Source organism: Vibrio sp. S9_S30 (assembly GCF_014694455.1).
Taxonomy (GTDB): Bacteria; Pseudomonadota; Gammaproteobacteria; order Enterobacterales; family Vibrionaceae; genus Vibrio.
Window position 1 is genome coordinate 17,248 of the sequence record NZ_JAAUWT010000008.1, and the last position, 18,040, is coordinate 35,287.

Annotated in this window: 7 protein-coding genes; 1 reads left to right on the forward strand and 6 read right to left on the reverse strand. The window is 45.7% G+C overall.

Going from position 1 to position 18,040, the window contains the following annotated elements; translation table 11 throughout:
- Nucleotides 1-43: 43 nt before the first annotated feature.
- From HC752_RS11130 to HC752_RS11155, 6 genes are all read right to left on the reverse strand, one after another.
- On the reverse strand, nucleotides 44-10,384 hold the full coding sequence (locus HC752_RS11130; RefSeq protein ID WP_190335199.1) for a non-ribosomal peptide synthetase: 10,341 nt from the start codon (nucleotides 10,382-10,384) through the stop codon (nucleotides 44-46).
- A gap of 11 nt (nucleotides 10,385-10,395) precedes the next feature.
- Complete coding sequence (locus HC752_RS11135) at nucleotides 10,396-11,268, reverse strand: hypothetical protein (RefSeq protein WP_190335200.1); 873 nt, start codon at nucleotides 11,266-11,268, stop codon at nucleotides 10,396-10,398.
- A gap of 1,171 nt (nucleotides 11,269-12,439) precedes the next feature.
- Entirely contained in the window at nucleotides 12,440-13,822 is a 1,383-nt protein-coding gene (locus HC752_RS11140) for a class II fumarate hydratase (RefSeq protein ID WP_190335201.1), read from the reverse strand.
- Between the two features lie 10 nt (nucleotides 13,823-13,832).
- Complete coding sequence (locus HC752_RS11145) at nucleotides 13,833-14,216, reverse strand: hypothetical protein (protein WP_190335202.1); 384 nt, start codon at nucleotides 14,214-14,216, stop codon at nucleotides 13,833-13,835.
- 152 nt (nucleotides 14,217-14,368) lie between these two features.
- A complete protein-coding gene (locus HC752_RS11150) occupies nucleotides 14,369-15,313 on the reverse strand; it encodes a 2-dehydro-3-deoxygalactonokinase (RefSeq protein WP_190335203.1) in 945 nt (314 codons plus the stop codon).
- A 462-nt stretch (nucleotides 15,314-15,775) separates the two neighbouring features.
- Nucleotides 15,776-16,678 (reverse strand): DUF808 domain-containing protein, encoded by a 903-nt coding sequence (locus HC752_RS11155; protein WP_190335204.1) that lies wholly within the window; start codon nucleotides 16,676-16,678, stop codon nucleotides 15,776-15,778.
- A 672-nt stretch (nucleotides 16,679-17,350) separates the two neighbouring features.
- On the opposite strand from HC752_RS11155, the gene HC752_RS11160 reads away from it, so the two are divergent.
- The gene (locus tag HC752_RS11160) at nucleotides 17,351-17,851 is read left to right on the forward strand and encodes a gluconokinase (protein WP_190335205.1); all 501 of its coding nucleotides are present in this window, start codon (nucleotides 17,351-17,353) and stop codon (nucleotides 17,849-17,851) included.
- Nucleotides 17,852-18,040: the final 189 nt, after the last annotated feature.

The window sequence follows — 18,040 nt, forward strand, 5'->3', positions numbered from 1 at the left end:
AAGCCGCCAAATAGCGGCTTAAATTGACCATGATAATAGGATTTTATAAAGCGATTGCTTTTCTTCCTTCAACAACATGTTTTAAGCGTTTCGACAACACGTCTTGTGACTCCGTTAGCCTGCCAACATTCAGGACGAATCGATCGAATACGGCCTGAACGTGATGCTTAGACAACTCGTTAGAATCAAAAAATAACTTTAACATTAGGTTATTTGGCGTTGGGACCAAGCACAAAACCGTTTGGTGGTTACTGCCACTCACCACATCCACTACCTCATATTCAAAAGGCGGCTTTTCGTCTGTCTCACCATCGGGCATGTTTTCAAACACAAACAAACTGCCAAATGGAGAGGTAGGTACCCAATGCTCGTCGTAATGATTGAGTTCATGGAAGGCGTATTGCTGCCTATCCAGCTGGCTGAGCGCGATCTCGTCCAAATGCTTCTCGACGGATTTATGGCTCACCCCTTTGACCCGTAACACTGGGCTGGCCACAAACAACCCAAATAACGATTGAACATTGTCGATTTCCGCCGGCCGGTCACTCATGGTGGTGCCGATACAAATATCCTCGGTATCCAAAAACTCGGCTAACGTCGCACACCAAGCCAGTTGCGTTATCTGGTTTGGTGTATACCCACTCGCTTCTGCAAATTGGTAGAGCCTTCTTGTTTGATCTTGTGAAAGCTGCCCTGCAATGCCTTTCATCCGCTTTTCAACGCGCGTGTTTATGGGTTTTTCATTAGACAGCGGCAAACGTTGATTCAAAGAGGCACCTTGTAAGTAGTCATCCCAAAATGCCTTGGCTCCATCGCGATCAAACGTGTGAAGCAAATACTCAGGGAACGGTTCAAAACTGAGTGGCGTCACTGAAACAGGCTCTCCTTGTTTCAGCGCTTGGTAATCCTTCATCAGTTCGGCATTTAAAATCCCAACCGACCACCCATCAAACAAAATATGATTGAAGGTTTGTATCAGGAAGTGGCGGTCTTGCGATGCGCGAATACACACAAGCTTAATGAGTGGCGCCTGCTCTATGTTGAACGGTGTATTTCGCTCTAACAGCGTTTTATCACGTATTTGTTGCTCTAATTGATCGTTACCGACCACAGACCAATCTAGGATTTCAAACGGTATCGTCACCGTCTTTTGAATGAACAGGTTAGGACACCCTGCAAACGCTTTGTCGGTAAAACCGGCTCTTAACACATCGTATCGTTGGGCGGCAAAGTTCCACGCTTGCTTCAGTAGTTCAGGGTTAAAGTCGCCTTTAATTTCGGTGATGTTTTGGTCAATTTGAAAATCGGGGTTCATCCGATTGAAATACATCAATTCGCGTTGGACGCCCGTTGCTTGATACACGGATTCGATATCATATTGATTTTGAATGCGATCCAGCTCTTCCAAACTGATCTTCGAATTAGGAAAATCACTCGGGGTAAAGGTTTCACATAAGTTTGCTTGAGTACAGTGATCAATAATGGCTTCTAAGCTATCCATGAAATCTTGGGCAATTCGATCCACCTTTTCCTGCGTCAAACACCCTAATACGTCCATGTGCAGTTGGTTGTCTTGTACCCTACCCGCGACCGTAAGCACGTTATCACTCTTGTTCTCTGCCGAGACTTCCTCGCCGGAGTATTGATTGACGAGCGACCAGTTTTTCTTTTCCTGGCTCGCGTTGAACTGGCCAAGATAGTTAAAGCTGACTTTTGGCAAAGGTTGATGCTGCAAGCGATTCACATCAGGCGGTAAGAAACTTCGTAGTGCCCCATACCCCAATCCTTTTTGCGGAATACGGCGCAAGGTTTCTTTGTTGGTACGAATGCTCCACGCTAGGTTATCTTGGCTAAGAATTTTGACTGGGAACGCCGTGGTAAACCACCCAACCGTTTGGTTGATATCGAACGGTTCGCCAATGTTTTCTCGGCCGTGGCCTTCCAAGGTGATGTACGAGTCCTCGCTGCCGTGCCAGTTCTTGAGGCTCATACCCAACGCCGTTAACAGCAAATCATTAATTTCCGTTTTGTAGGCGTGGTTCGCCTCAGACAACAGCTTCGACGTTCGGATAGGATCCAGTGTCACTTGGGTTTTTGACGTCTCTGACACCGCGTCTGAATGACGTTGGTAATCCGGCTGATCTTTCGTTTGCTCTAACCAGTAATCCTGCTCACTTGCATGGTTTTCTGCGTAGTCTTGAACCGCTAGCACCCATTGGCGATAACTCGTCCCTTTCTCTTGTGGTTGTTCGCCATTGTAAAATCTTTCCAGTTCGTCAACGATGATTCGCCAAGACACGGAATCCATGACCAAGTGGTGAAACGCGCAGTAAATCATTGACGTTTTGCTCTCGCCGCTATCATTTTCGCCACCGTCTAAATACACAAAACGCCAAAGGGGGCCGTTTTCAATGTCGAAATCACTCTGCCATTGCGTCATCAAATGTTGAATTTGATGTTGGGTGGAAGACACGTCACAACACAAAACGGAAGGGACATGAATGTGTTCAATGTATTCTTGCGCCACAACGTTGCCATTTTGGCAGGAGAAACGTAACCGCAGCGCATCGTGTTGGTTCACCAATTTTTGTATTGCGGCATTTAATCGGCTCTCGTCTAAGTTGGGTACTTGAATCAGAAACGACTGATTGAAGTGGTTCGGGTTGGCTAATTTCAGCTCATTAAACCACTGTTGAATGGGCAGCAAATCAAATTCACCCACAAGATTGCCTTGCTCCGTGACAATGTCACTTTGAATGTCATTATCTGCAATGTGCTTGGCAAGCATCTCAATGGTTTTGTTCTCAAAAATAGCGCGAGTGGTGCACACATAACCGAGCTTTCTGAGTTCCGTCGTTACAAGAATACTCTGGATAGAATCGCCGCCAATTCGGAAGAAGTTGTCTTTCACGCCAATCTTTTTGTGTTCCAACACCTGCATCCAGACGGTGCAAAGATCCCGCTCTATCTGCGTTCTCGGCGCCACATAATTGTCATTGTCGACCATGGTTGGTTCGGGTAACGCTCGTTTATCGAGTTTTCCGTTCACAGTGAGTGGCACGCTCTCAATGAACGTAAAGCTAGATGGCACCATATAGTCTGGAAGCTGGTTTTCTAACGATTGGCGCACCGCCTCCATTAGGCAGCCTTTTTCCGTTGGCACAATGTAGGCGGCGAGTGATTTGTTGCCGTCTTCATCCAAATCAATAACCACTGCTTGTTTGACGCCCGTTATTTGATTGAGCGTGCTTTCAATTTCACCCAATTCGATACGGAAACCTCGGATTTTGACTTGGCAGTCGTTGCGACCAAGGTATTCCAAATTGCCGCAAGGCAACCAGCGGACAAGATCGCCTGTTTTGTACAACCTACTGGGTTGATTTTCGCCATCAGAGACGGGTTCAAATGGGCGCTCTAGGAACGCTTTTTCTGTCAGTTCTGGTCGGTTTAAATACCCTCGGGCAAGCCCTGTCCCACCAATATACAACTCACCGATGGCACCTTGAGGTAACGGTTGTAACTGCGGATCCAACACATGCAATTCACGGTTGGAGACCGCCGAACCAATAGGAATGCTTTTATATGAAAGACCCGCTTGGATTTCATACGTTGTCGTAAACGTGGTGCACTCCGTAGGGCCATAGCCATTAAGAATGTGAGTGGGTCTGTCAGAAGATTCAGCCAACTCTTTCATGATCTCTGGTGTTAACGCTTCTCCCCCAACGAGTAAGTATTTCAAGTTTTTGAAAAGTGTGTTGTCGGCAAGGTAGAGGTAATCAAACAGACTGCGTGTGACCCAAAGAATGGACACGTCTTCGATTGCATCCCTAAAGCGTTCTATATTGCTCGCCAGTTCTTTGGTATCCGCAGGAATAATGAGCTTGCCGCCGTTTGCCAGCGCGCCCCAAATTTCTAACGTTGCCGCATCAAACACTGGACTCGACAAGAACAAGAAGGTATCGCGGTTATCGATATCGATGTAATTCGCGTTAACGACCAGATCGACCATCGAGTGCTGTTCAATCATCACCCCTTTCGGGTTACCCGTGGTGCCCGAGGTGTAAATGATGGCACCCAAACACCCGCTATTGCCATGGCTCGCCACATTACCGCTCGGCTCATCATTCAGATCTAAGCGATCGACCGCGACCCAGCGGGCATTGGCATGCCGAGCTTGCAGTGCCTCGCCCTCTTTTAGCGAATGACGGTCTGCTAAGATCAAGCGAGCCCCCGTGTCCGCGAGAATAAACGACGCCCGTTCCACTGGGTAAGTGGTGGACACTGGAACATAAGCGCCCCCCGCTTTGAGTATCGCCAGCATACTGATCACTAAATCCGCTGATTTGTCTTGATACAGGGCGATGCAAGTGTCTGGTTCCAGCTCGGTTTGGTGCGTCTCTCGATACCATTGCTGGATGTAGCGAGCCAGCGCATTGGCTTTGTTGTTCACCTCTTCATAGGTGAGCCGCTGTTGTTCCGTCTCTAGGGCAACCGCGTCTGGGCTCTGGGAAGCATGATGTTCAAACCAGTATTGAAGCGTGTTCTCGGATCGCGCGTTTCGGCTTGATCCGCTCACAGAGTATGTAGGCGCAGCTACTATCGACTTCTGAGCCACCGTCGTATCGACGAGTGCGGTCTGTAATATACCCACCAGTAGGTCAAGCAATCGCTGCGCGGACACCTCACCCAGCCAATCCTGACCGTATTTAAGAATAAGGCTCAACGATTCGTTATGCTCGTAAGCCATCAAGACCAGCGGATAATCCAGCTTTTCAACAGACGAGCGGAATTCAATATGGGCACCGATTCCTTCGGTTACCTCTTCGGGCATTGGGTAGTTTTCAAACACCATGATGCTGTGGAACAAACGCTCACCCCCCGCTTGCAGCTCCGACAGGGCAACATTGCTGTGGCTGTTTAACTCCGAAATGGATTGTTGAATGTCGTTAAGCACTTGCTGAACCGAATCGTCTGCTTGCCAATCGACCGTCAGCGGCAATGTATTGATGTATAACCCGACGCTCTTTTCTATGCCTTCTATCGGAAGCGCTCGCCCTGAAACGATGGTTCCGACGTTGGTTTGTTCATCTTGGGTGAAAATTTGAATCAGTTTATGCCAAGCAAACTGTAAGGCAACGTTCGCTGTAACCCCTGCCGACAAGCACCGCTTTTTAAGTTCATGATACGCGCCTGCGTTGATCTGTACTTTCGATTCTTGCGGGTTTGCTATTTCATGTATGTCAGCCAAAGACACCTTTTTGTCGAACATGACGCTGACGTCGTTTGCTTGTTCGAATTGCGCTTTCTTACCTTGCCAGAACGCGTCCGTTTCTTTTTGATGGCTTGATAAAAACGCTTGGGCATCAAGGTAGGTACTTTCAGGCGTCACGCTTATCGTGCTGCCAGACACATTAGCATCGTAATACTCGTGCACTGCCCCTAACAACAACGGGATACTCCAGCCATCACAAATGGCATGATGCTCTGTTTTCAACAAGGTGTAACGCTGATCCGAGAGTTTGATGACAACAAATCGAATCAGTTGTGGCTGGGATAAATCAAACCCTTTTTGCCTGTCTAGACGTTGAATATTCCCGATTTCTATTTCTTGTTGATCTGGCGAAAGTGCGCTTAGGTCAACGTACTCGAAGTCCTCTTCTGTGAGCTTCGCACGGCGGTGCACCACTTGAATGATCTCGCCCTCTTCCCAATCAAAACTGGTCCGTAGAATAGGAAACGTCTCAGCGGCCAGAGCCCATGCGGTGATGTACATGTCTACATCAAGATCACAGGTGTAGTCGAGCAACAACTGGACTCGGTAGGCGTCGTCATTGGGGTGGTTAAGGCTGTGGAACACCAAGCCGCGCTGCAAATGTGTTGCAGGGTGAATCGCTTCAATATCGTCAAACGTGTTTTGTAATCGCCTTAATCGGTCAATAGAAAGTGAAGGGACATGGAAATCGCTTGGCGTTTTGATGCCACCTTTCATTCCTAACATAGCCGTATGTTCGATGACACGGGTGAGCGTGTCTTCCAACGCCTTTTCAACAGTCTGGGTAACTTCAGCATCTAAGCGCGAATCGATGTAGATAACCAGTTGGTCGTCCAAAACCACGCCATTTAATGCCAGTGCGGTCGTATCATGGTTGCCATCACCAATGGTTTGCCCCGCATTATCTGGACGAATGGTCCAATGTTCTTCGCGTCCTTTGGTGGCGAGTTGCCCAAGGTAGTTAAAACTGACATTAGGCAGAGCGCTTTCACCAAAATCGGGGTGGTGATAAAAAGCACCAAACGCCGCACCTTTCTGAGGTAGACGCCGGATCGCTTCTTTGGTCGAGATAATCGTGTCTTCAATGCTGGATTCGGCTTTTAACGCAATAGGGCTAATACTGGTAAACCACCCCACCGTTTGACTGACGTCGGCACGCTCATCTATCGCCTCACGGCCATGCCCTTCCAGCAAGATGTGTTGCGTTGATTTCCCTGTCACTGCTTTTAATGCCATCGTCAAGGCACCGAGTAGCAAGTCATTGATTTCAGTGTGATAGCCCTGATTTGAACAGCGCAGTAGCTTGCTGGTTAATGTGCGGTTTAAAGAGAACGTGGATTGCGTCGATGCCTCTTTCGCAACAGGCAGGCATTCCACGCTTTCTAAGGTCGAACGCCAATACTCTTTTTCGCTGGGATGCGCTTGAGTATATTCATTCAGTAATTGCCCCCACTGACGGTAGCTTGTGCCTTTATTGGCAAGCTCTCCGCCTTCGATCACATGTTTAATATCATTGGTTAAGATCCGCCACGACACCGCATCCATAATCAAATGATGGAACGCAAAAAAGACGTGAGTGGTGTTCTGAGAGGCGTTCTTCAACAAGGCGGCACGCCATAGCGGTCCTTCAAATACATCGAAGTCCGACTGAAGCTGTGTTAATGCCCTTTGATCGGCAGCGTGATCTTCCCCTACCGCCACAATGTGGATGTCGGGAAGCGATAGGCTCGCGTCATAAGTTTGAATCACCTCCCCCTTTTCCAAGCCAAAACGCGCTCGTAGCATGTCGTGCTGCTCAACCACTTTTCTCAATGCGCTTGTCAGTTCGTCCACCTCAATCTCGTTTGGAATTGAAAAGGTAAACGCTTGATTCCAGTGATTCTGATTGTCAAAGGATTGGTTAAAAAACCATTGCTGAATCGGATTCAGAGGGACGTCTCCGCCGAGCTTGCCTTGCTCGTTTAGGCACTCACATAATCCCTCTTCTGCTAGCATCTGTTTGTTGTTTTCAATCTGTTTTGCAAGCTTCGCAATGGTTGGCTTACTGATGATGTCTTTTACGTCCAACGCATAGCCTATTTTTCTCAGCTCAGTTGTCACCAAAATCGCGAGTATCGATTCCCCGCCAATTCGGAAAAAGTTATCCGTTACGCCAACAGACTCGACAGCCAATACTCGCGTCCAAACATCGCACAGATCGCGCTCAACTTGATTGCTCGGGGCAACGTACTGATCCGACGCTTCAAAGGTGGGCTCCGGTAGCGCTGATTTGTCCAGCTTTCCATTCATCGTAATAGGCAAGCTTTCTAGCGGAGTAAAGCTCGAAGGCACCATATGCTCAGGCAGTTTGGCTTCTAAGGTTTCACGAATGGTTTCAGAGTCGACGGCCGCCCCTTCAAACGTAAAATAAGCCGCAAGCACCTTAACGCCTTCATTTTCTCGGTCGATCACCGCCGCTTGAGCAATGCCCTCAATCTCAACAATGGCGGCTTCGATTTCCCCCAATTCAATCCTAAACCCTCGAATTTTGACTTGGCTGTCGTTACGCCCAAAATATTCCAAATTGCCACACGGCAACCAACGCACTAAATCGCCCGTTTTGTACATTTTGTTAAAACCCAGTGCGATGTCGTCTTCGGTGGCGTATGGGTTTTCGACGAAACTAGACTGCGTTAAGTCCTCTCGGTTTAAATACCCACGAGCTAAGCCAGCTCCGCCAATATACAGTTCGCCAACAACGCCTTCAGGCACGAACGTGCGTTGTTTGTTCAATACATACAATTTTCGGTTGAGTATCGCACGACCAATAGGCAGCGTTTTGTGGTTTTCGTTAGGCTGAATCCGATAGGCCGCGGACACGGTTGTCGACTCTGTTGGACCGTACCCATTCACAATGATGTCTGGACGAGGTTTTTGGTTCGCGATTTGATTCATGAGAGAAGGCGTTAACGCTTCCCCGCCAATCATCAGGAATTTAAGTGAATTAAAAACGGTATTATCGGACACATAAAGGTGGTCAAACAACGCAGTAGTCGTCGCAATCATGTTGATGTTGTACTGCTGCAACATGGCTTTAAAACCCGCTACATCACTGGCCATTTCCTTCGTATTACCCGGAATCACGAGTGTTGCCCCGTTGAGCAATGCACCCCAGATTTCAAAGCTCGACACATCAAATACAGGGCTGCATAAGAAAAGAATGACATCGGTAGATTCAATCTCCACGATGCTCGGTTCCACCACTAGCGCGGTGATTGAGTGTTGTTCAACCATCACGCCTTTAGGATTTCCTGTTGTGCCAGACGTATAGATGATCGCGCCAAGGTCGCGTGCGCTGGCAACGGGCGGTAGGTTGGCTTTGCTGCGTGATTTGCCCAATTCTGCGTTGTCGGTGGCTAACAAATAAGGGGAAACGTCTAGGTTCTTGCAGGCGTCACTGAGTCCCCCCCGCGATTCACCGTCGGTCAACACCATGCACGCACGTGTGTCTGTAAGAATGTATTGAATTCGCTCAGAGGGATAATCAACTGCCATTGGAACATAGGCTGCGCCTGTCTTCAGAATGGCGATGGCATCGATAAGAAACTGAATCGATTTCTCTTTGAATATGGCAATCTTACAATCCGGTTCAATGGACTTGCCATGGCTGGAAAAATACAGCGCTCGTATTTCAGCAGCCAATTGATTCGCGCGTTCATTCACTTCTTTGTAAGTGAGAGAAATATGGCTGTCTTTGAGTGCAATATTGTCTGGGTAATCCATCGCCATCTGCTCAAAACGTGGGCTGATGGATAATAGCGTTGATGTGGTTTCATCGTTTGTTGAGCCAAAGTGGTTCAACCGCTGTAATTCCTGCTTTGGTGACAGCACAAACGAACTCAATGGCGCGTCGGGATTCAGCATGCCTTGTTTGAGCAGCGCAGAAAAGTACTCTGGTAACGATTGAGCGCAAGTCGGATCAATGACCGAACTGCGGAATCGAACAGCGAAATCAAAATGCGTTTCACTCTCCATATACTCGACAATAATTTTGGCAGAACCGATATCGGCGTGAACATCCTCCATTTCTTGAACGTCACAATGTTCAATGGATAAGCCAATATCGCGTCTTACCGCCTGAGATATTGCGACATCCACATTTCGGATTCCGCTTGCTTTCGCAAGGTTCAGCGTAGGCAATTCATTGTAACGCCGCTTGCCTTTTTTATCGGCTTTTCCAAGGGAAGAAACGCTTTCATTGTAGAGATCTTTAAACGAGCGCTCTCCTCTGATATCTATCGGTAACACAGCGGAGTTCACATTGGAACCCAATGATATTGGTCGCCCTTCTTTTATGGCAATGGGATACCCTAAACCAAAGCTCTCTACCCCACTGCATATGGCGATCAACGCACCCCAAACCTGTGAGAAAACAAAGAAAGGAGAAATACGACGAAGTGAAGACTGCTTTTTTAACGTTTCCCACTCAGATTTTGCGACAGTAAAGTTAACGGCCTGTACGTCGACCTGAACCTCTCGGGAGCGCGCAAATGGAATCGCGTCACTCAAGTCCAAATGGCGTACTTTCTCCCTCCAATAGTCTTCCCCGCCTTCTGCAATGAGTTCATCCACGCTTCTCTGCATATCGAGATTCGTACGGTGAATCTCCGCCTCAGATAACCAGGCATAGCTATAATCGCCTTTGTAGTACTGACTGAGTACATTTCCAAATTCTTCTAATGAGGCCCCCCCTAAAAGCAGGTGGCTAACAACAATGACAAAGTCGTACTTGTTCTCGCCAATTTTGAACAACCCAACTCGATACAGTGGTCCCTTGTCCAATAGAATGGGGGCTTGAACGAATTGCGAATAGCCTTTTCGTCCATCGAAATGTTGAAAGCTCGGCGTGGTCGTATTCTTTACCCAGTACAACATGCCATCTTCTTCACGGATGTGCCTTCCGAATAGCACGTGATCGTGAAACAATTTAGCGCATGCGGTTTCTAACTGATGAATATTGAGATCGCCCGAAATGCGCTGACCATACACCATGTTGTAGTCATAACGATCGGGATTAAGCTTGTATTCGTTCCAAAACAAATAAGAGTAAGGGGAAGCGATAATTTTTTTCATTGTGTTCTCTCTTATCGTCTATCAATTCGGCAGACCCAAGTATTTTCTGGGTCAAAGGTTGGAATAGTGGTGTTATGGAACCCAATCAGCATGTTGATGGGTTTTTCCGACGTCACGCTGCTTTGGGTGAGTTGAACCAGATTGGAAATGCGTGGCTTTGGCATAAGTATTTTGCAGCGGCTGTGAAAATTCATCGCCACGTTTATCGACCATTCAAAATGCCGATCACTGGTACCCGACATATCCAAAATCTCTGCGCATTCGCCGTTCACGCCAATGATGGCGTACCGACCTTCCTTCTCAACGTAATGAATATCGTCGTAGAGAGGGTGAAGTTTTGTGTATTCGATGGCTTGTCGGTTCTTTTCTCGCCCTAGGTTGTTACTGAGCGAAAAGGTTGAAATGTCGTAAGGATCAAAGAATTGGTAGCTCTCAATATGTCTGCTGGTTAACACCAATTCGACAAAGGGGATCACTTGCGTCGAATCCGTAAAATACTTCTCAAAGATTTTTTTATAGGTTTTAATTTTTCTATCATCGGAATAGCAGATTTCTAAATCCACGCCGTCTAAATGAGCGTGTTGGAAAAAATCGATTAAAACACGTGATGATTTAACAGATTTTGATATGCCTAAGTCACCCATTAAGTTGACAACAAAGTGCCTTTCATTAAATTGATACTCGTACACCTTGGACATGAATATACCAAGGCAACTTGATAATGATTTATAATAAATCCCTTTCCGGTTTCGTTCCTTTTTATAATTAGGGTCTAAGAAGTGTTTCCATTTAAAGAAAGCTTCTCCTCCTAAATCTCTACCATAAAAATCCGCAAGCAGTTTGTAATGCTCTTCTTTAATGTCCGATATTTCAAATTCCAACATGCTCAGCTCCCGACGAAATGATTTGAAAGCACTCGAAAACAGGTTTTCTGGTTATATTAAAAGCAAAAGTCGAGCTACTTAATAAATTAAGTAAGAACGCATATAACAGCAGAAACAAAAATAAATAATGACCCAGTGAAATAAATACAAAGTACCCCCTACCAGAATCGCTGGGTGATTCGGCATGGAGTAGCGTTCATTAGAATTTTCATTAATGCTTATTTAAAGCCATGGATTAAGCCCATAGCATGCACGGTGATGTGTTAATAATTAACCATCAGCATGCTCAGCTCAAAACATAATTACACTCAACTCATTACTTTCAAATGAGTTACTGCAAAACGTAAAACTTTACATCTAAGTAATGAAAGGTGTGCAGACTTGTACCCTTGCGCCCTATTAATTTCTGGACGCACCTATTACGCAACAAATATAAAACAATATTTTCACAAAATAATTATGGGTACATTTCAATTTAGCCAATTAACGAAGATTAAAGATTACGTTAAATCCGCGACGAAAGAGTTTCTCATACTAATTAATGTAATTGCTCTTACAACTAAGAACATGAAAATAATTTTGTTTACGTGACCTGTATTATATATGAGAGCCAAATATTCACCGTGTTTATTTTCACCTTAACTTATTGTTTATATAAATATAAAATTAGCGTAAATCATGTGCAAAAATGTAAGCAATCGCGCTATCAAACTTCATGGAATGTTATTCTATTCGTGACATTTATTCCAAAAAACATGCTGATATTATTTTCTAATATTTACCTTCATACGTATCATTACAATATTATGTGATCTAAATCCTATATATCAACACTCCACTTATGTATGACGTCATTTCTATTGCTCTACCCACCAAGGTCACTTGCGTACGCCTGTTGCTTAAAAATTTGCGTCTTGCCCATATCATCGCTCTGAAATAGAGTGCAAAAAATCGGAAAAATGGAACAACCACACAATGAAAATACCAAGAGAACACCAAGAAAACACCAAGAAAGGAAGAGAATAAGAAAGAAGGGAGAATAAGGAAGAGAACAAGCAAGCAAGTGAGTGTTCTGGGGGGCAATATTCGAAAGCCGATCAAAAACAGGCACCGAAGTGCCTGAGTCATGACTGCCGTCTGTACTGTGGACTTAATTCGTGCACATACAAAATTACTGGGCAATACCGCCTTTCGTTAATTTTGCTGGGTCGAGCAGCTTTTGAAGTTCTCCACGCGTTAGATCCGTTTCTTCTACTGCGACATCGATTATCGCGCGTTGTTCTTTGTAAGCTTTCTTCGCCACTTCTGCGGCTTTCGCGTAACCTATTACGGGGTTTAACGCTGTCACTAGAATTGGGTTCTTAGCAAGCGCCACTTGCAAGTTATCCTCACGTACACTGAACGTCGAGATGGCTTTGTCTGCTAACTGAATAGACGCGTTCGCCAAGAGCTCTATGCTTTGGATAATATTCAGCGCGATGACCGGCAACATAACGTTCAACTGGAAATTGCCAGACTGACCACCTATGGTGATGGTCGCATCATTACCCATTACCTGTGCTGCTACCATTGCAGCTGCCTCAGGAATAACGGGGTTCACTTTACCCGGCATGATGGAAGAACCCGGTTGAAGCGCTTGCAGCTCAATCTCCCCTAACCCAGCTAATGGCCCCGAATTCATCCAACGAAGATCATTCGCGATCTTCATGATGGCAACCGCGCCTGTTTTTAGCTGACCAGACAACCCTACAATCGCATCTTGGCTCGACATGTTATAGAAGAAATTTTCGCTCGAAACGAATTCTACGCCTGTTGCTGCTGACATATTTTTTGCAAATAAAGCGGCAAATTCGGGGACAGCGTTAATGCCCGTGCCAACGGCGGTCCCCCCTTGAGCCAGAGCCTTGACGCGAGGTAACGTTTCTTCTATGCCACGTTGTGCGGCGTCGATTTGGAATGTCCAACCACGCAACTCTTGCGACAAAGTGACTGGCATCGCATCCATTAGGTGCGTTCGACCCGTTTTAACCACGTGTTCCACAGTCAGCGCTTTTTCCTCTGTTTTATCGCTTAGGTACTTCAAGGCCGGAAGAAGTTGTTTTTCAGCGGCAAGTGCTGCGCTCACCGCGATAGCAGTAGGAATAACATCGTTGCTGCTTTGTCCCATATTAACGTGATCATTCGGGTTAACGTCTTTGCCTAATTTTTGAGAGGCAAGTGTCGCGATCACTTCATTCGCATTCATGTTCGAACTGGTGCCAGACCCCGTTTGGAACACGTCTACGGGGAACTGTTCTATGTGCCGACCATCAATGATTTCCTGACAGGCTGATGCGATTGCATCTGCAACGTCTTGGTCTAATAAGTTAAGCTCGGCATTGCTTTTCGCCGCCGCTTGTTTCACAAACGCTAAAGCCTGAATAAATTTAGCGGGCATGGTGATGCCACTGATTGGAAAGTTGTCTACCGCGCGTTGAGTTTGTGCTTGATACAATGCACTTTCTGGCACTTGCACTTCGCCCATGCTGTCTTTTTCAATACGGTAAGTGGTCATTCTTATTCCTTCATAGATCGGTAGTGTATTGGATATTTTGCAGGTCTTTTTGTAGCGAAAGAAAACGCTCGTAGCCCGCTAATGAATGGCAGTAATGCCGCTTTAGAGCAATAAGAGGACCGTGAATTTGATCTAAACAGATTTGCCGTAAAATCCGGCAGTTGGAGGCACCGTTGATGGTGTCTAAAAGATTGTAATACACTCTACGAAGAAACAACTCTTCCAACAGTGGATTAGCAAAGTCTGTCCCCTTACCATACCAAGATGCTAAATTAAGCGTAGCTTGTATGTAGCTAAACACCACTTCATGCTCAAACCCGTTTTCTTCGAAATGAAGTCGAAAACGATCTTCCGCTTGATAAAACGTTTGATATAAAAAGGCAGACTCTTTCATGATCGACTCAATTAAACTAAATCTTATTGATAACCATTATCATTCTAATTAAGTCGATATTTCAACGTTTTTGTGGTCAGCGGATCAAATATTGTTGTATGAACAACATATCGACCTCAATACACACCCCGTGCCCCCTCGGCAAACCTAAGTTATTTGTTGGCTTGTATCCAGGAATGCATAGCCCAAATGCCTTGTGCAGCCGAGTTACTGTATTGCTTGATGTTCATTTCCGATTTAAAAAACCTCAGAGCCATCCGATAAAGATCACACAAGTGTTCATCGCCTATCAATGAAATTTCAGCAGGCAAACCGCCTAATGCTGTTTTCGCTTCTTTGATTTCAGCACCAATGAGTAGACCCGACAGATAAGAAAATCGGTGTACACTTTCCACTTCATCGAACAAAACAGCACTTCGACAAGAAAACAGCTTGGACAAGATTCCAACAGAACTCAAATTTGCGTTCACGCCCCTTAAAAAGGTATCAATATCGAGCGAGGTATTCTCTTCATTGTCCCCAAATGCGAGTATCGAGTGTTTTCTAAAAAGCGAATACAACTCCCCCGTCATGTAGGTTTGAAATTCGGAAATTTGAAGATTTTGAATGAGAACCCACTTGCAATGCGTACCAGGGAGAACAACCCAGCCATCGTAAGTTCGCTCCCAGCAATTCAAGAACGGCAGTAGCTGCGTTTCTTCGCCGCACATGAGGTTCATTTGATGCCCTTGATAACACACCCCAGGAATCAAATTCACCAATTGGCAATCTTTGGTCAGCAACGAATGCCCACCGGCATGAATATCTTCAATGGCACAAGGCGCTTCAACATACGGCACTTCTACCCAACCTATTTTGCTGGTTACCATGCCCGCTAAATAGACATGTAAGACGGGAAAAGCCATCAACCAGTCGTCGACTGCGGCATAAAACACTTGTTCGTAAGTCAGCTTTTTACCGTCACTTTCAGGTAATTGAAGAACACCCCAAGGAAAGCTTTTCTCTCCCATAAGCTCGCCCTTATCGCTGAGCAGATAAGCTCTCAACATGGTTGAGCCCCAATCCATCGCTATAACACTGGCTGTGTGCGTTTTCATTCTATCTTGTTCCTAATCTAGAACTCACCTATCTTTTCACGCTATTGCTCTGTTCTTTTAAACTTGTACAGAGTAACGCTGGGCTTTCTTTTGGCAAATGGGCAGCAAAAACCTAAACCTTTTGTTCCCCATCATAGTCATTTGCCTGACCCAGAACTTCTGCTTCAATTCCAATGTCATCGGCACCTAAATTCATCAGCTTCTAAACTCACGAGCATCTAAACTCACCAAAGGCTAGGAATCGTGGCAGCATCCGATCACCAAAAACACATTGAAATGTTAGACCCTATCCAAAGGCTTTGACAATGTTAGAGCCTTACGTCCGTGATATTAAACAACAGAAGCACAACCACTTAGGCTGTGCTTCTGTTTACTGAGCCTTGGGGACTCAAATACCATGGGCTATGATCGCACTCTACGTAGTATGGTCGCACCCTACGTACTATGATCACACCCTACGTACTATGATCGCACCCTACGTACTATAGTCATTGTGAAAACAACCATGAGACCGGCGATAAATCCTGCCAAGCCATTAAATAAGATGGGCCAAAAGTCGTTTATAAATGGTATCGAGGGAATGGACGATATCATGGCTTCAATTAAATGATAAATCATCGGTACACCGTGAACCACAATGCCCCCGCCCACCAAAAACATGGCCATCGTACCGATGACTGTCAGCATATGCATGAGCTTCGGTGCAAACGCAACAAACCCATCACCAATTACGGCAATAAACCCCGTACCTTGCCCTTTTTCTTGCAGATAAAAGCCAAGATCATCGAGTTTAACGATACCCGCAACTAAACCATAAACTCCGATGGTCATCAGTAGTGCAATCACACTCAACACCAACACCTGAGTCGTAAGGGGTTGGTTTTGAACAGTACCAAGTGCAATGACTACGATTTCAGCCGACAAAATAAAATCAGTACGAATCGCTCCAGTAATTTTCTTTTTCTCGTACTCCCCTATGTTTTCCACGTGCTCAGAGACAGAAGCAGGTTCATCTTCTTCCTCTGATGCATGAAACATTTTCTCTAATACTTTTTCTGCTCCTTCAAAACACAGAAAAAGCCCTCCAATTAACAGAAGAGGCGTAATCAACCACGGTGCAACAGAGCTTATTAAAAGCGCTGATGGCACCAATATGAGCTTATTTTTGAATGAACCTTTAGCAACTGACCACACTACGGGGATTTCTCGTTCAGCACGAACGCCCGACACTTGCTGAGCGTTCAACGCGAGATCATCCCCTAAAACTCCGGCCGTTTTCTTTGCTGCGACTTTTGACATCACAGCGACATCATCCAAAACCGTAGCAATATCATCCAACAACGTTAAAAGACTTAAACCAGCCATATAATCCTTCTGAATAGCAACGACATCTAATAAAATACTCGGCGATCCAACATGGAGTTTTCTCTACCTCGTCAAAAAAACGTTCAAATGGAAACGTTATGAAATACATTACAACATTCTGTTACATTTAAAAATATTAATTTTCTAGCTCACTCTCCTCATTACGTTTTCTTAGTTAACAATCAGTTACCGTACCATTCCCGATAAATAACCAACTCAATTCGAGTGTTTTCTGTGTAAGTCGGGGGAAAGTCCCGAAATTGAAACATTTTCTTCTTAATCGTCATTGCCTTCTCGACTTCTCTATGTTTTTTCTCGACGACCATTACCTTACTTAGCCGCTCATTTCTTAAGCGCACGACAGAAGAAAAATGGAATTCTTACCCATTCATCAATTGGAATTCCATATACTCAGTTTTGATTGAATAGATAACGCCATGAAAAGGGGAATCGTGCGGAAAAGTGATGGAAGCAACGCAGCACTATCGGTAACCTTAAAATCAGCACCGAGCGGTGAGAGAACCTGAATAGGGATAGCTTCAATGAAAACCGGATATTTTATCGCTGAGCAGTACCTGTCACGAGTCCCGTTCAGTAAGATGACCGTATCAGGCCCAATCACGATGTTACGTGCTGACGACCTGCATTAACACACAAAGGACACGGTGTTCCATGAATAACCAGAAAATTTTAGTCATGGGGGTTTCAGGTTGTGGTAAGAGCCTCATCGGGAGCAAGCTTGCTCTGGCGCTGAAGGCCCCGTTTTTTGATGGCGACGATTACCATACCGCCCAACATATCGAAAAGATGCAACAAGGCATTCCGCTGTCGGATCAAGACAGGCTGGGTTGGTTGCACAGGCTGAATTCGCTCCTGACCGATAACGACCACATTGTGCTTGCGTGCTCAGCCCTCAAACCAGAGTATCGAGACATTCTCCGAAAAGGTGTTCAAGACCTTACCATTGTGTATCTAAAAGGTGATTTCGACACCATTTGGTCACGGCATCGCTCTCGCCCTAATCACTACTTTAACGGAAAGCACATGTTGGAAAGCCAGTTCAGTACGTTGGTCGAACCCTTTCCCTCAGAAGCCGTCACGATCGATGTTTCCGCTCACGTTGAAGACGTGCTCGCCTCTGCCCTTAACAGCATAAAAGCCATGAAAAATTGAACGTAATGGAGAAGATAACAACAGCCTTTGGTCAATTTAGCCGTAATCGGCAAACGCCTTGCGCCCCCTCTTTTAGCACATGATAACTCCCTCTTTAACGGATGCCGTATATGTCCATACGCGGCACACTGAAAGAACGCATCGTGTTCATCTCATTCATGACGCTAACACTCTGATAGACTCATCGAA